The 20,552-nt window shown below is 62.2% G+C and carries 24 protein-coding genes; 21 read left to right on the top strand and 3 right to left on the bottom strand.

Features of this window, described 5'->3' with window-relative positions:
• Positions 1-3: 3 nt before the first annotated feature.
• The 17 genes from KYC_RS18045 (at position 4) to KYC_RS17965 (ending at position 14,802) form a co-directional block, all read left to right on the top strand.
• On the top strand, positions 4-630 hold the full coding sequence (locus tag KYC_RS18045) for an HK97 family phage prohead protease (protein WP_043518833.1): 627 nt from the start codon (positions 4-6) through the stop codon (positions 628-630).
• Positions 631-641: 11 nt separating this feature from the next.
• Positions 642-1,865 carry a phage major capsid protein gene (locus tag KYC_RS18040; protein ID WP_008164977.1) on the top strand — a complete coding sequence of 408 codons (1,224 nt, stop codon included), beginning with the start codon at positions 642-644 and terminating at the stop codon, positions 1,863-1,865.
• 41 nt (positions 1,866-1,906) lie between these two features.
• On the top strand, positions 1,907-2,227 hold the full coding sequence (locus KYC_RS18035) for a head-tail connector protein (protein WP_008164975.1): 321 nt from the start codon (positions 1,907-1,909) through the stop codon (positions 2,225-2,227).
• A gap of 8 nt (positions 2,228-2,235) precedes the next feature.
• Complete coding sequence (locus KYC_RS18030) at positions 2,236-2,574, top strand: phage head closure protein (protein ID WP_008164972.1); 339 nt, start codon at positions 2,236-2,238, stop codon at positions 2,572-2,574.
• 29 nt (positions 2,575-2,603) lie between these two features.
• The gene (locus tag KYC_RS18025) at positions 2,604-3,065 is read left to right on the top strand and encodes an HK97 gp10 family phage protein (protein WP_008164970.1); all 462 of its coding nucleotides are present in this window, start codon (positions 2,604-2,606) and stop codon (positions 3,063-3,065) included.
• Complete coding sequence (locus tag KYC_RS18020) at positions 3,058-3,408, top strand: DUF3168 domain-containing protein (RefSeq protein WP_008164968.1); 351 nt, start codon at positions 3,058-3,060, stop codon at positions 3,406-3,408. Before KYC_RS18025 ends, KYC_RS18020 begins: the two co-directional genes overlap by 8 nt.
• Complete coding sequence (locus KYC_RS18015) at positions 3,405-3,845, top strand: hypothetical protein (protein WP_008164965.1); 441 nt, start codon at positions 3,405-3,407, stop codon at positions 3,843-3,845. Before KYC_RS18020 ends, KYC_RS18015 begins: the two co-directional genes overlap by 4 nt.
• A 95-nt stretch (positions 3,846-3,940) precedes the next feature.
• On the top strand, positions 3,941-4,588 hold the full coding sequence (locus KYC_RS18010) for a phage tail protein (protein ID WP_008164962.1): 648 nt from the start codon (positions 3,941-3,943) through the stop codon (positions 4,586-4,588).
• Between the two features lie 87 nt (positions 4,589-4,675).
• Entirely contained in the window at positions 4,676-4,999 is a 324-nt protein-coding gene (locus tag KYC_RS18005; RefSeq protein WP_008164959.1) for a phage tail assembly chaperone, read from the top strand.
• A 62-nt stretch (positions 5,000-5,061) separates the two neighbouring features.
• Positions 5,062-5,307 carry a DUF1799 domain-containing protein gene (locus tag KYC_RS18000; protein ID WP_008164957.1) on the top strand — a complete coding sequence of 82 codons (246 nt, stop codon included), beginning with the start codon at positions 5,062-5,064 and terminating at the stop codon, positions 5,305-5,307.
• A gap of 34 nt (positions 5,308-5,341) precedes the next feature.
• Positions 5,342-10,894 (top strand): phage tail length tape measure family protein, encoded by a 5,553-nt coding sequence (locus KYC_RS17995; RefSeq protein WP_008164954.1) that lies wholly within the window; start codon positions 5,342-5,344, stop codon positions 10,892-10,894.
• The gene (locus KYC_RS17990) at positions 10,891-11,781 is read left to right on the top strand and encodes a hypothetical protein (RefSeq protein ID WP_008164953.1); all 891 of its coding nucleotides are present in this window, start codon (positions 10,891-10,893) and stop codon (positions 11,779-11,781) included. The genes KYC_RS17995 and KYC_RS17990 overlap by 4 nt, the downstream gene beginning before the upstream one ends.
• Positions 11,781-13,013 (top strand): hypothetical protein, encoded by a 1,233-nt coding sequence (locus tag KYC_RS17985; protein WP_008164952.1) that lies wholly within the window; start codon positions 11,781-11,783, stop codon positions 13,011-13,013. Before KYC_RS17990 ends, KYC_RS17985 begins: the two co-directional genes overlap by 1 nt.
• A gap of 86 nt (positions 13,014-13,099) precedes the next feature.
• Positions 13,100-13,468 (top strand): hypothetical protein, encoded by a 369-nt coding sequence (locus KYC_RS17980; RefSeq protein WP_008164951.1) that lies wholly within the window; start codon positions 13,100-13,102, stop codon positions 13,466-13,468.
• A gap of 95 nt (positions 13,469-13,563) precedes the next feature.
• The gene (locus KYC_RS17975) at positions 13,564-14,007 is read left to right on the top strand and encodes a hypothetical protein (RefSeq protein WP_043518827.1); all 444 of its coding nucleotides are present in this window, start codon (positions 13,564-13,566) and stop codon (positions 14,005-14,007) included.
• A gap of 2 nt (positions 14,008-14,009) precedes the next feature.
• Entirely contained in the window at positions 14,010-14,552 is a 543-nt protein-coding gene (locus KYC_RS17970; protein ID WP_043518869.1) for a hypothetical protein, read from the top strand.
• Positions 14,536-14,802 (top strand): hypothetical protein, encoded by a 267-nt coding sequence (locus tag KYC_RS17965; RefSeq protein WP_008164947.1) that lies wholly within the window; start codon positions 14,536-14,538, stop codon positions 14,800-14,802. Before KYC_RS17970 ends, KYC_RS17965 begins: the two co-directional genes overlap by 17 nt.
• 268 nt (positions 14,803-15,070) lie before the next feature.
• Here KYC_RS17965 and KYC_RS29350 read toward each other — a convergent pair whose 3' ends face one another.
• From KYC_RS29350 to KYC_RS17940, 3 genes are all read right to left on the bottom strand, one after another.
• A complete protein-coding gene (locus KYC_RS29350; protein WP_008164945.1) occupies positions 15,071-15,232 on the bottom strand; it encodes a hypothetical protein in 162 nt (53 codons plus the stop codon).
• A 1,100-nt stretch (positions 15,233-16,332) separates the two neighbouring features.
• Positions 16,333-16,620, bottom strand: coding sequence for a hypothetical protein (locus KYC_RS17945; RefSeq protein WP_008164937.1), 288 nt, complete (start codon positions 16,618-16,620; stop codon positions 16,333-16,335).
• 55 nt (positions 16,621-16,675) lie between these two features.
• Complete coding sequence (locus tag KYC_RS17940) at positions 16,676-17,338, bottom strand: SOS response-associated peptidase (protein WP_008164934.1); 663 nt, start codon at positions 17,336-17,338, stop codon at positions 16,676-16,678.
• Between the two features lie 100 nt (positions 17,339-17,438).
• Here KYC_RS17940 and KYC_RS29690 point away from each other — a divergent pair, with 100 nt between their 5' ends.
• The 4 genes from KYC_RS29690 (at position 17,439) to KYC_RS17920 (ending at position 20,535) form a co-directional block, all read left to right on the top strand.
• Positions 17,439-17,912 carry a hypothetical protein gene (locus tag KYC_RS29690; RefSeq protein WP_167310264.1) on the top strand — a complete coding sequence of 158 codons (474 nt, stop codon included), beginning with the start codon at positions 17,439-17,441 and terminating at the stop codon, positions 17,910-17,912.
• Positions 17,913-18,275: 363 nt separating this feature from the next.
• Positions 18,276-18,506, top strand: a complete 231-nt coding sequence (locus KYC_RS17930; protein ID WP_050814909.1) for a hypothetical protein — start codon at positions 18,276-18,278, stop codon at positions 18,504-18,506.
• A 17-nt stretch (positions 18,507-18,523) separates the two neighbouring features.
• The gene (locus tag KYC_RS17925; RefSeq protein ID WP_008164927.1) at positions 18,524-19,921 is read left to right on the top strand and encodes a pilus assembly protein TadG-related protein; all 1,398 of its coding nucleotides are present in this window, start codon (positions 18,524-18,526) and stop codon (positions 19,919-19,921) included.
• On the top strand, positions 19,918-20,535 hold the full coding sequence (locus KYC_RS17920; protein ID WP_008164925.1) for a hypothetical protein: 618 nt from the start codon (positions 19,918-19,920) through the stop codon (positions 20,533-20,535). Before KYC_RS17925 ends, KYC_RS17920 begins: the two co-directional genes overlap by 4 nt.
• The last annotated feature ends 17 nt before the right edge of the window (positions 20,536-20,552 follow it).

The following is a 20,552-nucleotide window of genomic DNA, read 5'->3' as shown; positions in this document are numbered from 1 at the left end:
CCCATGAAAGACCTTGAAATGCGCACGCTGGGCGGCCAGCCGTGCGAGCTTCGCTCGTCTGGCGACGGCGAGACGCAACGCCCGCAGATCGCAGGCTACGCGGCCGTGTTCAACACGCGCAGCGCGCTGCTCTTCGGCACGTTTGTGGAGGAAATCGCCCCTGGCGCGTTCGATGACGTCATGGGCGACGACGTGCGGGCACTCTTCAACCACGATCCCAACTTCGTGCTGGGCCGTACGCGCAGCAATACGCTGCGGTTGGAGATCGACTCTCGGGGCCTTGCCTACACCATCGACCCGCCAGACACGCAAACAGTTCGGGATCTCGTGCTGACACCGCTTCAGCGCGGCGACGTGACCGGATCGAGTTTCGGGTTTCGGGTAGCACCGGACGGCGACGAGTGGCGCCGCGAAGGGGAAATCATCGTTCGAACGATCCACAAGCTGGCGGAACTGCGCGACGTGTCACCGGTCACGTACCCGGCTTATGGCGACAGCCACGCCGCCCAGCGCTCGCTGGATAGCTGGAAGAAGTTGGCCGAAGGCGCCCAGGAATTGGCCGCCAAGGCTGTAAACGAGCGTCGCGCACGCGAGCGCTTCCTTGAACTGACCTCTCTCACCTCAATTTAATCGGAGTCAATATGACCCTTGCAGAACTGAAGCAAAAACGTGCGCAGATCGCTGCTGAAATGCGCACCTTCCACGAGGCCCAAGGTGAAAACGCCTGGGGCGACGAGCAGCGCTCCAAATGGGACGGCATGAAGACCGACCTGAAGAAGCTGGACGAGCAGATCCAGCGCGAAGAAGAGCTGCGCGATACCGAGCAGCGCTACGTCGACGAAAACGCGGGCCAGTTGGCAGCGCAAGCCGCAGCGGCCGCCGGACAGGGCAATCCCGAGGAGCAACGCGCCCAGGCTTTCATCAAGTTCGTGCGCCAGGGTGCGGCCGATCTGACCTCGGAAGAGCGCAAGTTGCTGCTCGAAGCCCGAGCCCAGGGCGTGACCGGCCCGGAAAAGGGCGGTTACACCGTTCCGACGGCATTCCTGGCGAAGGTTCAGGAATCCATGAAGCAATACGGCGGCATCGCCAGCGTCGCGCAAGTGCTGGTCACTGACGGCGGAAACCCGATCGAGTGGCCGACGAGCGACGGCACGAATGACGAAGGCGAACTGATCGGGGAAAACACCGATGCCGGCGAGAAGGATGTGGAATTCGGTATGGACGCCCTGGGCGCCCACAAGTTGACTTCCAAGGTGATCCGCGTTTCCAACGAACTGCTGGCCGACAGCGGTATCGACATGGAAACGTTCCTGGCGGGACGTATCGCTTCGCGTATCGGTCGCGCCGAATCCCGCCTGATCGTCATGGGAACCGGCACCGGCACGCCCGCGCAGCCCAAGGGCCTGGCCGCTTCTGCTTCCGTCGGTAAGCAAACCGCCGCGGCGGGCGCGTTCACCTGGAAGGAAGTGAACGGCCTGATTCACTCCATCGACCCGGCGTACCGCAACGCGCCCAAGTTCCGCCTGGCGTTCAACGACACCACGCTCCAGGTCCTGGAAGAAATGGAGGACGGCAACGGCCGGCCGCTGTGGATCCCGGGCCTTGACGCCAGCGCACCGGCCCGGCTGTTGAAGTACCAGTACGTGATCGACCAGGCCATTCCGTCTGTGGCTGCTGGTGCGAAGTTCATGTTCGCGGGCGACTTCGATCAATTCATCCTGCGCCGTGTTCGCTACTTGGTACTCAAGCGCCTGGTTGAACGGTATGCCGAGTACGACCAGACGGGCTTCCTGGCATTCCATCGCTTCGGCTGCGTGTTGCAGGACACCGCCGCCATCAAGGCTCTTCAGGGCAAGGCTGCCTAACCACCTCGGGGGCGGGCTGAGCAATCAGCCCGCGTACATCAATGCTCGATCTGGACGAAGTGCGGGAGCAGTTGCGCATTGAGGCCGAGGACACCAGCGACATCTTGCTGGGCCGATACGTAGGCGCAGCGGTGCGTAGATTCCAGGCCCGAACGTTGCGCCAGCTCTATAGGACGACGGAGGACGTTCCCGAACCCGCACCCGCAAACGCGCTGGTCCTTGAGGATGACGTGGTGCTGGCTCTGCTCCTGCTCGTCGGCCACTGGGACAAGAACCGCGAGGCCGCCACGGACCTGCGGCTGGCACCGGTTCCGCAAGGCTTCGAGGAACTGGCTGCGCCCTACCGTTGGTGGCCGGACTAGGAGAATCCATGCAGAAGGCAGGAAGTCGCAATCGCCGCGTGACGATTCTTCGCCGCGAAGAGGGTCGAGACACCGCCAATGAACCGCTGAACGCCTGGGAGATAGTAGGGAAGGCTTGGGCGTCCATCCGCTATGTCTCTGGCGTGGCAGCGATCAAGGCGGGTGCCGAGCAGGAGCTTGCCAAGGCAAGCATCCGAGTCCCGTACCGGCGAGACGTGGTGATGGGAATGCGCATCACGCGGGGGGAGGATACCTATGTCGTTGATGCGGTCCTACCCGATGAAGAGCGTCGGCACCACGTTGATCTGGTTTGCCGAAAGCTGTCCCAGCGGGAGGTTTCCTCGTGAGGTCTACGCGGCAGCATCGCGCGAACTCGATGGCGTTCTCGTTCGAAGGCGATATTGAAAAGCAGGTTTCTTCATTCTTCGACCGAATTAAGCAAGAGGCCATCCGGCCTGCTGCGCATGCGATGGCAATTGTGCTGTACGACGAAATGCGGGCGCGGGTTCCCTTCCGGCTCGGGAAGCTCCAGGCTGCAATCTATCGCTGGTTTGATGAGAAGGTCTCAGGACCGGACAGCAAAACCTACATCGTGGGGGTCAACAAGGCGAAAGCTCCTCATTGGTGGCTGGTGGAGCACGGTCATTGGCGACGATACGCGGTGCGCCAGACTGAAGGCGGCGAGTGGATCACCTTGAAAGATAGACCTTTGAAGGTGCCAGTTTTCGTTCCTGCGCAGCCCTATTTGCGCGTTTCGGTAGATGCGAAGCTGAAAGATGCGGTCCAGGCAGGGCGGAAGCGCCTAGCCGAAAAGATAAAGGAGATCCAGCATGGTTGAGGATTTGCTCGTGCAGACCCTCGGGCCAATCTTTGGAGGGCGGATTTATCCGGACGCGGCTGAGGGCGACACACCGATGCCGTTTGCGACCTTCCAGCAGGTCGGGGGCGATTCGCCGGTGTTCATGGATGGAGCATTGCCCGACAAACAGAACGCTCGGATGCAGGTGACGGTGTGGGCAAGAGGTCGGGCGCAAGCCTCTGCGCTGATCAGCGCGGTGCAGGCGGCGTTATGCGCAGCCCCCGTGTACGCCACGCCCCTGGGCGCTCCCGTGTCTCGCCGTGACGACGAGACCGGATTCAAGGGCGCTGAGCAGGACTTCAGCGTGTGGTACGCCCCATGACAACGCCCTATGTACTGGCCGGCGCCACGGTGGCGCTTTGCCCGGACGTGCCGGCCGCGCTCGATGCCGCTGGATTCGGTGTACTGGCGTTCAGGCATGTTCGGGGCGTTCGCGTTGTCGGCGCTCTCGCATTGCAGTACCAGACCGCTGCCTATCAGCCCATCGGAGCAAAGGTCTCCATCCTCCGGCGCGTCGCCCGAGCGCCGCAATCGCTACAACTGGATCTGTATCGAATCACCGATGCGGGGCAAGTACTTCTGCGTACCGCGGCCTCGGAGGATCGGCAATACAGCTTCCGTATCGACGTGCCTCAGATCGGCCCGCATTACTTCGTGGCAAAGGTCTCCAGCCGTTCGCTTTCGGGCGGGGCAGGCTCGGACCTGGCCTCGCTCAGCGTGACGCTGGAGCTTGAAAGCGCCGTTATCGAGCCCGCGTAGCCCGACAACACAAAACCAAACCTATGCCCTCTCTTGGGCACATCCCACAACCCGCCTCGGCGGGTTTTCTTTCGTCCCTTGATAGGAAAACCACTATGGCTGTCTCTCTCCCTAACGGCGTGATCATGTCGCTCGCCACCGCCTACGGCGTGTCGAAGACGATCACGGGCATTACCAATGCCAATCCCGGCGTTGCCTCCAGCGCTGCGCACGGCCTCGCGAATGGTGCGCTGATCGAAGTCAAGTCCGGCTGGCAGAAGCTGAATGAACGCATTCTGCGCGTTGCGGACTCGGCGGCCGGCACGTTCGCCCTGGAAGGCGCAAACACGCTTTCGCCGATCCAGTTCCCCGCGGGCACGGGCAACGGCTCCTTCCGCGAGATCACTTCGTTTACCCAGATCACTCAGGTTCTCGAAACCTCGACGTCCGGCGGCGAAATGCAGTTCGCCACGTTCAGTTTCATGGAGAACGACTTCGAGTCGCAGATCCCGACCCAGGCCAGCGCGCAATCGCTGGCGATCACCATCGCCGACGACCCGACGCTGGCAGGCTACAAGGCCCTGCAAGCGGCGGCCGAGCAGCGTGAGGTGCGCGCCTTGCGCATCGCGTTCCCGAACGGCTCCGTGCTGCTCTACAACGGCTACGTCTCGTTCAACGAAACGCCGTCCATGACGAAGGGCGAAGTGATGGGAGTGCAAGCCACCTTTTCGCTGCTGTCGCGCCCCGTGCGATACGCCGTCTAAGCACGGCCTGGAATCAGCCCGCCGGGCCGCTCGCTGTGGGCGGCCCCTAAAAGTCCACTATTTCAATCATCAACCTGGAAAGCTCTCATGGCCACCAAATCCAAATTCACCCTCAACCCGAAACCCACTTTTAAGAAGAAGGTTCCACTGCCGGTTCCCGGCGACGGCTTCGAGAACGTGGAATTCACGTTCAAGCATCGTTCCCGGGACGACTACAAGGAGTTTCTCGACGGCCTCAAGGATCGCACCGACGATGTTGAGCTGCTGATGGACGTCGCCAGCGGCTGGGAACTCGAAGACTCGTTCGACGCCGATAACGTCGGGCGCCTGGTGCAGGGTTACGTCGGTTCGGCTCGTGCGGTGCTCGGGGCGTACATCGACGAGCTGTCGAAGGCCCGCGAGGGAAACTAAGGACGCTCGGGGCCGCGCTCTATGCGAAGGGGCCGGATCCTAAGGAACTGGCCGCCTTTGGCTTGACGCCGGAGGATGTGGCGGGCGATCCCGTCGAAATCTGGCCCGAGAATCTGGCGGCGTTCGAACTCTTCGTTGCATTGCGCTCGCAGTGGCGTGTCGGTATGGCCGGCGCGACAGGGCTGGATTACGGCGTGATGTTCCACAAGATGGATCGCATGGATCTCGCGCCCGACCGATACGAAGAGCTGGAAGATCAGATGCGCGTCCTTGAGCATGCCGCGCTTGACGAAATGAGCAAGAAGTAGCCCGCCCAGTGCGGGCCTTTTTATTGGAATTGCCATGACGAATGTGATTGCTGAGGGCGTAGTTGCCGTAACGGGCGATGCGTCCGGCCTGACGGCGACAATGGCCGAGGTGACGGAGGCGACCGGCAAGGCCAAGAAATCCATTTCTACGCTCGGGCGCGAAGCGTCCAATGAGATGGGGAGGGCGGCGGAAGCCGGAACGCAGGCGGGCCGCAAGCAGGAGCGGGCCACGCAGGGGCTCATCAACCAGATTGAGCGCCAGATTGCCATTACCAGCGCAGGCGCTCGCGGCACGGCCTCCTATTACACCGCGTTGGCGAAGCAGCGCGGGATCGACGCCGATCAGCTCAAGCCCTATCTGGCACAGTTGGAGGCCGTTACGGTCAAGCATGGGCAGGCAAAGGCTGCCATGTTGGCGACGGCTCCGGCGGTTGAGCAGTTGGGTATGTCCGCAAAGGCCACCGCCGCGGCCATGCGTGGTGTGCCGGCGCAGTTCACGGACATTATTGTGTCGTTGCAGGGCGGTCAACGGCCGATGTCGGTGCTGATGCAGCAGGGCGGCCAGCTCAAAGATATGTTTGGCGGTATCGGCCCTGCGGCGCGTGCCATGGGAAGCTATATCGCTGGCCTCGCCAGCCCGTTCACGCTCGCCGCGGGGGCGGTGGCTCTGCTGGGGGCGGCGTACTTTAAAGGCGCTGGCGAATCTCAAGCCTTTAACCGTTCGGTCATCGAGACCGGCGCCATCGCTGGAGTGACCGGCGGCCAGTTGCAAGCCATGTCCCGTAGGGTTGGTGATGTGGTCGGTACGCAAGGCAAGGCCGCAGATGCGCTTCAACTGTTCAGCCGTGAGGCGAAGGTTGGCGCAGACAATATGGAACTGTTCTCGGCCGCTTCAGTGCGCTGGGAGAAGGCGACCGGCACAGCTATCAAGGACACGGTTGATAACTTCGTGGAGTTGGGAAAAAGCCCGCTGGAGGCTGCAGTCAAGCTGAATGAGGGCATGAACTTCTTGACTGCTTCCACGTACGAGCAGATTCGTGCCTTGGAGCAGCAGGGGAAGACCGCAGACGCGGCTGCAGTCGCGCAGAAGGCATATGCGGACGCGCTGAATGACCGCGCCCCGAAGTTATCCCAGAACCTCGGATATTTGGAGCGCGCATGGAAGGGCGTGCGCGACATGGCGGGCAAGGCCTGGGATGCAATGGCAGACGTCGGCCGCCCGTCCACCGTCGAAGACGTCATTGCCAAGAAGGAGCGCGAAGTCCGTGCGCGCCAGGACAATATCCGGCTTGCCAGGGAAAGCGGGGCCAAGATTTCCGCCAGCGAACAGAGCGGCCTTGATGCCGCTCAGATGGAACTGGGGGCGATGCAGGCCAAGGCCGCCGCCGCGGTGGCGGAGGTCAATGCTTCCGCTGAGCAAAGGCGTCTTCTTGACCAGGCCAAGTTCCGGGATGATTACCTGACGGACGACACCCGCACTTCGAAATCCCAGCAGCGACAGACCGCAATCGAGAAAGAAGCTGCCGCATTCCGCAAGGCGGTGGACGGCCTCAAGGAAGGGACGGAGGAGTACCGCAAGGTTTACGTAGCCCACAAGACGGCGCTGGCCGAGATCGACAAGCGATTCGAGGAGAAAGGCAGCGATAAGGGGCCGTCCGGCGCGGAGTCTGAAGTGGCGCGCCTGCGTGCTCGCATTGCTGAAGAGCAGGCGTTGGCGGTGGAGCTGGGGCAGCGGGGCTTGCAGACCAGCAAGCTGAATGAGTATGAGCGCCGTTCCGCAGAGATTGGCGAGCTGCTGAAAGGCAACCTCAAGTCTCAGGTGCGTGCCAGTTTGGAGCGAACCAAGGCGCTCACTGACGAAGCTGGGGCGCTGGTCCGGGCCAATGCGGCAACGAAGGGCTTTCAGGAGGAGCGCGAGAAGTACTACACCTCCCTGGAAGAGGGGATCACGAAGATCGGGCAGGAAGCCCAAGCGGTCGAAGATCAGGTTTCCACTTATGGGCTGAGCAAGGCCGCACTTGAGGCGTTGAACATCGCACGCCTGGAAGAACGCAAAGCCGCTTTGCAGGGCTTCGACGGGGCTGAGCGTGAAATTGCCTTGATTGAGCAGGAGATCGAAGCTCGGAAGCGGCTGGGTGAGGCGATCCGCGCCAAAGACGCGAAAGACGCCCAGAAGAAGGCGGCTGACGAGATGGCGCGCGACTGGGAGCGAAGCGTCGACAAATACGGCGATGTGTTCCGCCAGGGCTTCGCCGACATGATGAACAACGGCAAGGACGGGTGGAAATCGTTCACAAAGTCGCTTACGACGACGTTCAAGACGACGGTAGCGGATCAGATCTACCGGATGTTCGCGCAGCCGTTCGTGGTTCAAATTGCCGCGAGCCTGATTGGCAATACCGGGGCAGGGGCAGCCAGCGCGGCCGGCGTTGCCACCGCCCCTGGTGGCATTCTGGGGGCGGCCGGAGGCGCGGCGAACACCATGAGCCTGCTGAGCGCCGGAAAGAATGCGTACAGCATGCTGACGGGCGGGTTTGGCGCGATGGGGCAGTCCATTACCAATTTCGGTGTGGAAATGGGCTCCCAGTGGATCGCCGACTTTGGCTATGGCTTTGGCGGGGGGATCAATGCGGGCGCGACCACGGCCGGGTTGGTGGGCTCGGCTGCAGGAATCGCGGCGGGTGCTGGCATCGGCTTGATGGGAGGGAAGCTGATTTCGGGCGGGTACAGCGCGTGGGGGTCTTCAGGCAATCGAACCGTGAACGCGGGAACCGCTGCCGGCGCCGCAATCGGCTCAATTGTGCCGGGGCTCGGAACGGCGCTTGGAGCAGCCGTAGGTGGGCTGCTGGGGGGGGTCTTCAACAGGGCCTTTGGGCGTGGGCCGAAGAAGTACGACGACACCACGTTCGTGGGGGACTTCGGCTCATTGGGCTTTTCTGGCTACACGTCTACTCCTTGGAAGCAAAAGGGAGGATGGTTCAGTAGCGGCCGAAGCGGCGTTCAAGTTGGCGCGCTCGATGATGGCCTGTTGGACGACCTGAGCGCTGCCTTCGACGTGATGAAGACGAACGCCAAGGACCTGGCCGGCGCCATCGGTGTGTCAGCGGAGTCGCTGGACACGTACAGTGACCAGATCCGAGTCAAGCTGACGAAGGATGAAGAGGAAAACCAACGACTGTTGGAGGAGGCCATTGCCGCAGTCGGCGAGAACATGGTGCGCTCCTTGGTCCCGAATATTGCGGAGTTTTCGAAGGAGAACGAGACCGCATCGGCGACCTTGCAACGCCTGGGCGAGAACCTGAGCGCCGCGAACAGCGGGCTAAAGCTGCTGGATCTGAGCTTGTACGAAGTATCGCTGTCGGGTGCGGCAGTTGCCACCAAGCTGGTCGAGGCGTTTGGCGGCATCGACGCGATGAGCCAGGCCACGGGTCAGTATTACCAGCTCTATTACTCGGAGGCCGAGCGCGCAAAGCTGAGCCTGGCGGCTATGGCGGAGTCGCTGCAGGGGCTGAACATTGCGATGCCGAACACTATGGAAGAGTTGCGCGCCATGGTGTCAGCCCTGGACCTGACAACCGATGCCGGCCGCGGCGCGTATGTTGCCCTGTTGGCAATCGCGCCGGAGTTTGCCGCCGTGATCGAGGCAACGACTCGGCGAGGCCAGGAGGCAGCCGGCAGAATGCTGGAGGCGTTTACAGGCCGCGGTGGGCTGGCGCCTGCGCTGGATGGGGCGGCCGTGAAGGCGCTCCTGCTACGGAGTTCGCTGTCCCAGGTTGGAGAATCGACGGGGCAGATTTCGCTTCTGTTCCTCGATCTCGAATCTGGGCTGTTGGATTTCACCAGCAACAGCGGGAAATTGAGTGACTCGATGACGGGCGCTCAGGAAGCCAGCCTTGCGCTTGTGGAGCAGATGGAGGCCCTGCGCACCGGCGTGGGCGGGACTGTCATTGACTTCGCTGGCCTGGCTGAAGCGCTCAAAGAGGTGGACACGGATGTTTTCGTTGCCACCATGACGGCAGCGTTTGAGCAGCTTGGCGACAGGATGCGGTCGATTCTGGACAGCATTGCCAATGAGCGCGCGGCTGTCCGGGAAGCCGCTCGGCAGATTCTCGATCCGTCGCCAATGTCCCCCGAGGCGGTCAGAAAGGGCATCCAGGGTATCAAAACCGACCTGCCGAGCAATGCGGGCTTGATGGCCGCGGGTGCGCAACTGAACGCAGCCGACGCGCTGAGCGCGCAAAGGATGAGCGATCGCAACGCGGCCGAAAGAGCCTATTACGGTGTGAAGTCCTCGCGCGAGTCGGCGGATAGCAATCTGGCGGCAGCTCAACAGCGAGCTTCGGACGCGCAGGCGTGGCTTGAAAAGCTGAACTGGGACATCTACGCGCCGAAGACGGTTGGATATAAGAAGGACAACTGGAAGGAGCTGGACGCGGCGCGGAGCATTGCACAGGCGCAGCTTCCTGCGGCTCAGGCAGCGTGGGAGGAAGCAGTGACTGCGTTGCGCGCTGCGGAAGCCGCGGGCGCGGCGGCGCCGTCGTTTGAGGAAGTCTCGCGGTTGCAAGCTGAGTACGCGGCGTCCGTGACTGCGGCGGCCAGTGCGCAAGCGGCAGCTACTGAGGCGGCGGTTAACGCCAAGTCTCAGCAGACGGCCTACGCGGACGCACTCCAGCGGTTCGCGCTCGATGCCGGAACGTCGGTCAACAAGCTGAGCGAGCTTCGCGCGGAGACGCTGCGGTACTACGAAGCCCAGAAGGCGCTTGCTGATCTCCTGGCGAATGGCGCGGTTGGCTTGCGCAAGACGGTGAAAGACTACCGGGTCAGCCAGCTTTCGCCGGAAGAGCAGTTCGCTCATATGCAAGGCGAGTACGCCAAGGCATACGCCAAGGCAATGGGGGCAGATGGCGAAGAGTTAGCCGGCTTTGCCGACGACCTCAACGGCTTGATGCTGCCCATGCTGGAGGCCGCTAAAAGCGCGTTCTCGTCCGATGAGCAGTATCAGGCCTTCGTCGCTACGGCGCTGGCGCGTGCGGAGGCGGTAGCGAGTCGAATGGACTCGGTGACGCCGAAGGACTACCAGCAAGACAGTCTGGACCTCCTGGCGGAAATTGACACCAAGCTGTTGGAGTTGGAGAAGTCCGCGCTGTCCGGCGATCAGGTTCTGACGAATGCCATCAATGCGGCGCGAGATGCCACGGTCAACGGCCTGCGGCAAGTCGTCAACGCTTTGACGGGTCGGCCGGTCGCGGCCTTCGCCAAGGGCGGGGACCATGCCGGCGGCTTGCGCCTGGTCGGTGAGAACGGCCCGGAGCTGGAAGTAACTGGCCCGTCTCGGATTTTCAGCGCCGAGCGGACCCGCGCAATTCTGGCGGGTGGTGGCGACGAGCAATCGTTGGCGCTGATGCGTGCATTGCTGGAGGAGCAGAAAGCCTTGCGGGAAGAAGTGAAAAACCTGCGGATTGAAGCGCGTGCAACGGCCAGCAATACTGGCAAGACCGTACGACAACTTGACCGGCTTGAGTCGGATGGCGTGATTGTCAGGCCCGATGCGGCCGAGCCCTTGCGAGTGGAGGTATCGAGCGCATGAAAGTAATCAAGCCGGTTTCCATAGGACGAGATCAATTGATCTCGTCCAGCGTGGCCGAAGATGACTATCCCGCCTACGTCCCGACCACTGATTACCCGGTTGGGGCGCGGGTGGTTTATCAGGCGCAAGTCTTTGAGTGCGTGCAGACCCCGAACGTAGGGAATACGCCGGGGGCGGCGCCCTTGTACTGGGCGCTGGCGGGTCCGACCAACCGCTGGGCAATGTATGACAGCGAGGTCAGCACTCAAACTGTCGGCGATAGTCCGCTGCGGGTGGTTGTTCGCCCTGGGCTGGTCAATAGCTTGGCGCTACTTGAACTCGTCGGCACGAGGGTGAAGGTAATTGGCCGGGACGGCTTGGGCGGTCCGATTCTGTACGAGACCGAACGCGCCTTAGAGGGCTCGATAGTCACCAATTGGTACGAGTATTTTTTCGAGCCGTTTTCTCCGCTTTCAGAGCTTGTCCTGACGGACCTGCCGGCGTATGGAAGCTTGCACCTGGATGTGTCGATCTTGGCGCCAGGAGCTGAGGTCGCTTGCGGCGCCATGATCTGCGGCACCTCGTATTTCATCGGTGACGCGGAATACGGTGGCAGCGTTGGGATTGTCGACTACAGCCGCAAAGACACGTCTGAAACGGGCGTCACAACCTTCCGCCGGCGGCGCTTTTCGCGGCGAATGTCCACCCGCCTGTGGCTGGAGACGGCACGGTTTGCCGCTGTCTATCGGCTGCTATCTGGGCTTCGCGCCACTCCTTGCGTTTGGATTGGTACGGATGCTGAGGCCTACGGTCCGCTCACGATTTACGGGTTCTACAAGGATTTCTCCATCGACGTGGCGTACGAAATGATGAACTTCTGCAATCTTGAAATTGAAGGACTTACCTGATGGCAATCACAAGCTTGCCGACTCCGCCCAGTCGGAGCGACCCGGAGAACTTCGCAGAACGGGCGGACGCATTCATGGCGGCGCTGCCGCGCTTCGCGGACGAGGCCAATGCCTTACAGCTGGATGTGACGGCCTCAGCAGTGGCTGCCGACAATGACGCGACCGCCGCAGCACAGAGTGCATACGCCGCGGGTCTAAGTCGGGCTGCGGCGGCATCGTCGGCAGATGCCGCCGCGTCGTCGCAGCAAGGCGCCAGTCAGAAGGCGGCGGAGTCGGGCGGAAGCGCCGCTCTCGCGCGGCAGTGGGCCACGAAGCTTGGCGAGCCGGTAGATACCGGCGAGTTTTCCGCCAAGCACTACGCGCAACTTGCTGCCCAGGGGATGGGCCTGCCGGTTTTCCCATTGGCCAGTATCCCGAGCACCAACGTCGGTCCAATCTTCGTGGTGACGCAGGGGCCGATGGAGTGGGTTGCCGTTCGTTCGAGATACGAAGTGTCTCAACCCGCGCATGGGCAATGTCGCTTCGTGTACGTGAGTCCCGCGGAGTGCCGTCTCATGCCGCACAACGGCAACGGGCTCATTATTGGCGGTCGGCAGTTTCGCATTCCCATGGCCGGCGTTGCCTTCCCTAGCGCGGCGGTGACGCCCTCCACATTCGCGTACGTGTATGCACGCGACGATGGGGTTGGGAAAGTCTACCTGGAGGCGAGCACCACGGGCCACACCACGCACTCGGACGGGGTGGAGGTCATGCTGGGAGACGCAACGCGCACTCTGATCGGGATGGTTTACACGACCGGAGCTTCGCAGTTCGTCTTCACGCCGGCCGAACTGCGCGTTGCAAGCTGGTTCAACCGCAAAACCACCATCGGTTATGAGGGTCCCAGCGACTCCCAAACGGCCAGCACGAACTACGTCCCGTTGACCGCTGGGGTGCGGGCACTTGTGTGGGCGAGCGTGGACGTGGGCCTGCACCTGTCAGGTGTAGTGTGGCCCTCACCTAACCCAGGCGGAGCGGCCTATTTGGTCATCGCACTGAACGGGGTGGGCATTGTCGGCGGGTACGGGTACTCCCTGCCCGCTAACGCCAGCTACCAGACCGCTACGGCCATCAGCGGGCGGCACGTCCCGACGGCGGACGGCATGATCAACATCCAACCCTACGGCCGTGTAGGTAGCGCAAGTATCCCCGTCGTTTTCAAGCAAGACCTTTCCGTGGTGTGTGACATATGAAAAGTATCGGTCCCAGCTTTAGTTCGGAACTCGTCGCCGCAGGACTGGTGGGGCTACCGTTTACTTGGAACGGCCAGGGTGAATTCATGTTCGCTACCGAGCCGACCGACCTAAACCCCAACCCCATGACGTCCGAGCAGGTGGCGGCGGTCATGGCGGTCTACGGCGCGCACGACCCTGACGCCGCACCGCCTCCCGACGTGCCGCAAGTCGTCTCCCGGTTCCAGGGCCGCGAGGCCATGCATCGCACCGCCCACGGCGACGGCACATTGTTTGAAGCCGCGGAGGCGTTGCTGGCCCAGCCCGACACGCCAGCGTGGTATCGCCGGGCCTGGGACGACCTGCAGGAGTTCCGCCGCGACAGCGAAATGCTGGCGGCGATTGCGGGCATGTTGGGATTGTCGGCTGCGAAGATCGACGCGCTGTTCATCCTAGCTGGAAGCATCAAGGCATAGCGGCGATCTTAATCAGCATTCATTTGCCCGCCTCGGCGGGCTTTTTTTCGTCCATTCGGGAGGCAGCAATGCAGACCCATCACAGGAGCATTTCAATGGAACCGAGTTCTACGGGACTGGGAGGGCTCGCGGCCTTGAAGGTCGCGATGGCATACGGGGTGCCGGCCGCAATCGCGGCTATCCTCGGGCTGCTGATCATGCCGCCGCGCACGGCGAGGGAGTTCACGGTGCGGATCGTTTCGACGGTGTCGTGTTCGTTGCTCTTCGGCCCTGGCGTGGCTGCGGCCGTCATTGCCTGGAAGCCCAGCCTGATGGAGGCCATGACCTGGCTTGCACAGCACGGCGCTGGAAGCGACGACGCATTGCTGGCGAAGTTCTACGTACTCGGCCCCAGCATGTTGTTGGCGGGCCTGCCGGCCTGGTGGGTCTTGGGCGCGTACATGCGGTGGATGGCGCGCATGCGCGACCAGGGCGTGCTGCCGTGGTTGGACGAGATACTGGCGCGTTTGCCGTGGCGGCGGCCTGGCGGGGAGGGCTGATCGTGGATCTGAAGACGATTATTCAGACTGCGATCAGCCCGGCGCTGGCGCTGCTGCCGGCCAAGATGGACAGCGCAGCGGGGCGGATCCAGTTGCTGACGACCGGCCTGCAGGAAAGCCTATTTCTGCACCGCCGGCAACTCGTCGGCAAGCCGCCGCGACCCATCGGGCCGGCGAAGAGCTTCTGGCAAGGCGAGCAGGGGGGCGGCTTGGTTCATGGGGTGCGTGTTCACCCCGCCACGCGCGACCTCGCCGCGCGGCTCTATCGCGCACGAGGTGTACCAGCCGATGACGCCGCGATCTGGGACGCTATCGAGTTTGACGATGTGCTTGCGGGTGGCCTCGCTCGCTTGCTGCTCTGGTCCGATCCGCGTCCCTTGCCTGTCCGGGGCGACGAGGAAGGCGCCTGGGCGCTTTACATCCGCACGTGGCGGCCTGGTGCGTACGCCCGCGGCACGCCGGACGAGCGCGCAGATCTTCGCGCTAAATGGGCGGTGAATTACGCCGCCGCGATGAAGGAGGTCGGCCATGCTGGCGCAGCTTGAGCGATTCAAGGGATATCTGGTGGCGCTTGGCGCCGCCCTGGCGCTGGCCCTCGGGGCATATCTGCGGGGACGCAGCGCTGGCAAGGGGGCGGAGCGTCAACGGCGCGCTGCTGAAGTCAATGAACAGGCCGCGCAGGCTCGTAAGGAGGCGCGTGATGTGCAATTGGAAACGGCCCGTATGGGCGATGACGCTGTTGCTGCTGAGCTTGAGCGGGATTGGGTGCGCGGCCCGGGAACGGGTCGGCGTTGAGTATTGCGACCACGCACGCCCGGTCTATTTCGATTCCGCCGGGCAGGTCGATGCGACGCCGGCGTCTGTCCGGCGTCAAGTGTTGGAAGGGAATAAGGTCTGGCAACATCTCTGTGATGCTTAGGGCAGAAAGGATGCGGCGCGATGCCCTAGAGAAAATGGCATTCGCCAGCTCTCGCGGCCATGCGATGAGCCAGCGCTTACAAACTTGCTGTGGATGTAGCTACAGGTGCCGCGTCTTATTCATAAGTGCGGCGGCTGCCCAAGGTTACTGGGGCGTGCGCTGCTTAGTCGGATCGCCCTGAACCTGCTTGCGCGCGGCTTCTTCTTTTTGTTCCTGGGTTTGCTGTTCTTGCTGCTTGTTCGGCTGGTCGCTCTGGCCGGGTTGCGAAGGAGGGCCGGCAGCGCTGAAGCGAGTAGGGAATGTCATGATGTGTACCTCTTGAGTTGTCGTGACGTATGCCACCTAGTCACAGTACGCTCAATAGTATGTGCGTCCTACGATTGAATTGAAACAACGGTAAGGCTCTGGCCGTCCCTGGCCTACACTGGGCTCATGCAACCGGCAGGAGGCTGCCATGTCACAGTCAATGGGTGTAAACGCACAGGAGCGTTGGGACAATGAAGGGGGCTCACAGCTCGCTTCGCTGGCGAAATCGTTCGCTATAGAGGAATACGAGGAGTCTGAGCGTCGAATCCTCGCATTCCTTGGCGCGTCCATTTTGAGTCTTTGGGAGGAGCTTCCCGTTGACGCGCGCCAACGGGTGCTAAATCGTGAGAGGGCGCAAGCAGCATTCACTAGGTCTGCACTCAAGGCGAAAATTGCGCGCGTCGCCGAGGGTGATCTTTTTTAGGATTCACCATGGGCCACGATCATCATGATGAGTATGACATTGAGCGCTGGCTAAACGAAGGCAACGTGCAATTGCCTACGTTTGTTGAGATGTTGGACCCTGGGGTTCTTGACGAGCACGAGCGACGAGTCATTGCTTGCTTGGGGGCTGCGATCGTGAGCGTCTGGCATTCTATGTCGACTGAAGCTCGCAGGATGATATTGCAGGCTGCCGTCAGGAATTCGACCTATGATGCTAAGTCGTTGAAGGGAGGGGTTGCAGCGTTCTTGCGAGGGAAGGGAAAGTCAGCGTGACGCATGCCCCAAGGAGATTTCCCGGCAGAAGTACTCAACCTCGCGCGCCCCTTTCTGATACTGCGTAGATGAGTTTCGACATCTAGTACGTTCTTACTGGCGACTACAGTCCACTGTCGGTTCCAGATGCTTGCGCCGGGAGGTCGTCAGGCGGTGAAGGCAATATTTACACTGGAAGGGGGCTGCGGCGGCTCAGGCGGAGGTGCCATTCGCCTGAGGGCCCGAAGGATGTGCCCACCGCCGCAGCGCCTTGGGGCTCGCAAGTATTGTGCCCAGGTCCTGACTGTTGGCGACGCTAGGAAGGCGGTCTCCTCTGCGCTATCAACGCCCTTGACCGTTCGGTGAGCGGTGCCGATTCACGGAGAGCCGCGTCACCACTGCATCTACCACCCCTGGTAGTAGCGCCGACCGTCGATCTCTTCGAACCCGCAGACCATCATCCCGCGGTCGGATGCGAAGGTCAGTAGCTCCGGCTCAAGCAGATCAGGAATCGCCCCTTTTTGCATTCCGCCAAATTTGGCGAGGCCGTCCATGGTCATGACGGTGATCTGGCGGCGCAGATCGTCGCGTGTGACCGAGTACATATGAACCGTGCCGATCACTGCGGGCGCAGGGTCATTGTCTCGACGCTTCTGGCCGAGATAGTGGGTGCGGATGACGGAGCAACGCATGATTCTGCTGCGATATAACTGTATGAATATACAGTATATTGCAGCAGAAACGGGGTCATGTCATTGGCGTGGCGACAAGCTTGTCGGAGGGGAAGGGCGTAAGGAATTCGCGGCTCTGCTCAGCGCTCGCAGCCAGCCAGTCGCTGTAGGCGCCCTCCGGCAGGATCACGACCATCCGCTTTTCCTTGTTCGGCTGATGGTAGTCGCGGAAGAGCGGATCATGATCGGCGTTGATGGTCAGCATGGTGTAGCTGTTGTGCCAGGCCCCGCTGGCGTCCCGGTAGCGGTCCCACAGGCCGGCTATGCCCAGCGGCGCGCCGTCGGCCCGGGTGAAGCGGGTGGCGATGGCTTTGCCCGAGCGCCAATCGGGTTCGAAAATCGCGTCGGCCGGGATAATGCAGTGCTGCCCGCGGCGCCAGGCATTGCGGAAGGTGAAGGCGTTGGCAACACGGTCGTCGCGCGCGTTGAACGTCGACAGCTTCTCGGCTCCGGCCAAGGTGTCCGGGCGGGTCGATGCGGAAATCAGACCCCACCGGCCTACCGCCGCCTCGCGCTCCGGCACGGCCTCATCGCCGGCGTCATGCTCCGGCGGCCGGCGTACAAAGACGCCCTGATACCGCGGCCACATGTCGTACTTGCCGATGGGCGCCGCCTTCGGCGTGCCGAACTTTGGGAGCAGTACTTCTGCGTCTTTCAGGGTTTGGTAGCGGCTGCACATTGATCCCTCCGAGCCGACTAGCCCTTAATCAAGACCTAGATAGTTCATCTTTACCCGCATCAAAGAAGCGAGATATTATGTATCTATTTGGGACAAAATAATGAAATCAGTAAAATATACAAGAATTCGCGCTGGATTGTGCCGTCCACTTCTTGCCGGTGCAGGGGCTGTTGCTTTACTTGTTGCTCCAAGCTTGGCCGCTGCCGCCTGTAACTTCCAAATGTCTGCGACGCCTCTCATACGACAAGTAGTTAAAGCGAACGGTGGCACTCCGATGTCAGATGCGCAGTGTGCCAAACTGACGAAGAATAATCTTCGATTACACATGAATGGTGAGGCGACGGTTCTCGCGGGCGTGTCGGTCGGGTGGGCTATCGTCACTGTTTCCGACAAGAAGACAAACCTCGTGTCAACAGAGGTGTCCCTTAACACCGTGGTAAATGCTAAATCGGCGAGCATAGACACCGCCGAGAAGTTGCTCTACAGCGCGCTGGAAAACGCGATTCGGGACTTGGATATTGACAAGGCGAACAACGCTCTGAAGGTCCTGGCGCAGGACAGCCGCAAGAGATAAACAAGTGGTTTGATCTTGCGCTTAAGCCTGGCGCGTGTGAACGGACTAGGGGCGGCGGCGACGGTTTGAGAAAGATTCTTTGACGGCATAAGGCAGGCGCCCCGTCCCAAGAGCGAAGTTCTGCGTTCGTGGCAAGCCTTTTTCTCCTGCCAGTGTGTACATGTCCTGCAGCCTTCGGGGCGCTCGGATAGAGCGATGAAGCAGGATATCACCTGGACAAGCATACAGTCTTTTGCTGTCTAATACTGCTCCGTCCTCCATGGCAAATCAAAGGCTTACATGTGCCAGTTTGCCTTATCGTATTAGACAGTCGACGATAAAAATCTGTGTGATATCAACACCATATGGTGTTTTATCGACAGTCTGACTGAGTACATCGTGGTCGTGGCCTTGGTGGCCGTCGCGGCGATTGCCGTGTACCAGTACTTTGGCCAGGTCGTGCGCTCGCAGACCGCCGCCATGGCGCGAGAACTGGCAGGCGAAGATGGCGGCACGCAGTCGCGCGCCGCGCAGCAGGCAGCCCAAAAGGCTGCCGCGCAGACCAAGGCGCGTTCGCTCAAGTCCTTCACCGGCAACGCCGAGAGCGCAAATTGAGCGCGCATCCGGTGCCGATGACGCCCCACCAGCAAGGGCAGGCGCTGGTGCTGGGCATGCTGGTGGCGACCCTTGCTGCGACGTCGCTTGTTGTTTTGTACAACCTGGGCCAGACGGTCGAAGCGCGCAGCCGGCTGACTCATGCCGCGGACGCGGCGGCATACAGCGGGGCGCTTGAACAGGCGCGTGCGCTCAATGGCATTGCCTACATCAACCGCAGCCAGATCGCGCATCAGGTCGCCATGGCGCATCTGGTCACGCTGGGCGCGTCGGCGCAGTACATCCAGGCCCTGCAATCGCAGCGCAACCGCGCCAATCCACCGGCCGGCCTGATTGCGATGTTGTTTGGTCCGGAAATGGGGCTTGCCTATCAAACCGCGCACGCGCCGGCCGATGCGCCTGTCCGGCTGGCCCGCGCGTTCGGTCAGCACGACCGGATCGTGCACCAGGTGCTCGAGGCTGCGGCGCGCGAGATCGTTGCTGATCTTGCCGCATCCCGCGACCGCATCATGCGCAGGGTGCTAGCGGCCAACTATCCGGACCTTGCCGGCATCGGCTTGCCAGATGGAACGCCGTCATCTCCCATCTCGCTGCGCCTGCTGGCGGACGGGTGGCCCGGCTATACCGAGCGCAGCCCTGCCACGCGAAAGGCGGGTTTGCGCCCGGCCACGGAAGAGGCCGCCGGGCGCTACGGGTTCCTGGGCAGCCGAAGCCAGACTCGTCGCAATTCCTGGATGGTCAATCCGCGCTGTCCATTGCATCGCCACGAATTGCGGCGGCGGGGTTCGACGTGGCTGGGGCCCGACGGACGATGGGGGGCCTTGGACACCCAGTCATATCACGCGCTGCGTTCAAACCGCTGGATAGGCTGCTATTACCGCGAATACGCAATGGGCTGGGGCACGGCGCAGGGCGAGAAAAGCAAGGCGCCGAGCGACGTGGAATACGTGGACGAACCCCCGCCAGACTTCTCGCAGGAGGACTTTTGGCGCTGGGTCGAGCATTCCACGTCCTGGGACATTTTCAGCGGCGCCACCAATCCCATGGCCAACTCCTATGCGATGGCGTCGGCGCAGCGTTGGCCTGGCGGCGGGTTGCCCGCCTATCGCGAGGTAGTGCGGGCGCGCGCTGGCGATCCGCTGCGCTTTGCCGTGGCAGTCAGCCTGGATTCGGCGGCGCTCAAGACCACGGATTCGGATAGTTCCGTGGCTGCGCCGGCCGGCGTGTTCCGCTATGCCGCTTTGGGGCGGTCTAGCGCCGTCGCCGTGAGCAGCGCGGCCGAAACCTATTTCGCTCGTCCAGAACCGCGCACTGATGGCCGATCTGAATTGGCGACGTTGTTCCGGCCGTACTGGCAGGCCCGCCTATCGGCCGTCCGGCCCCACGAAGCCTTGCAGGCAAGGGGGGCGCCATGACCAGGGTTGCATTCCGGCAAAACGGACAGGCCGTGATTGAGGCGCTGCTGATGCTGCCGCTTATAGCGTTGTTGCTTTGGGCAATAGCAGGCATCGGAAAGCTGCAGTTTTCCGCGCAACAGACGACGCAGGCCAGCCGCAAGGCGGTCATGGCCGGTGCGCTGGGGCAGCCGCTGGCAATGCTGCGGGCGCCTGCTGGCATGGACTTGTCCAGCGATGCCCATGCGCTGACCGGCGTGGCGCCGCGACTGGCCGCCACGCTGCAGGACGAATGGTTTCGCGCGGGGCTGACGATGCTGTCGGTGGAAACCCGGTCGCAACCGCAAGCCGCAGCCCCATCCGCCTGGCCGTCCATTGCTCGTCGTCTCAGCACGGCAAGCGGGGCTGGTTATGCGCACGGCGACGCCGATGCCCAGTGGCGCGTGGGGCAGGCGAGCACGGGTTGGCGGCAAGCCGGGCAGAGTTCGCTGTCCGAGGCAACACGAATGCAGGGCCCGGTGGGCAGGGCGGACGGGGCTTGGGGAAGGCCTAGGCTGTCGCTGGACTGGCTGTCGGCTTGGGCGGATGTGGTGCCCGCGGACCGGTTAAGCAAGGACAAGGAGCAAACCAGATGACATCGACCATACCCGAC

The sequence above is a fragment of the Achromobacter arsenitoxydans SY8 genome, assembly GCF_000236785.1.
Lineage (GTDB): Bacteria > Pseudomonadota > Gammaproteobacteria > Burkholderiales > Burkholderiaceae_B > Achromobacter > Achromobacter arsenitoxydans.
The sequence above is the reverse complement of the archived record's forward strand: the minus strand, read 5'-3'. Positions and strand labels throughout refer to the sequence as shown.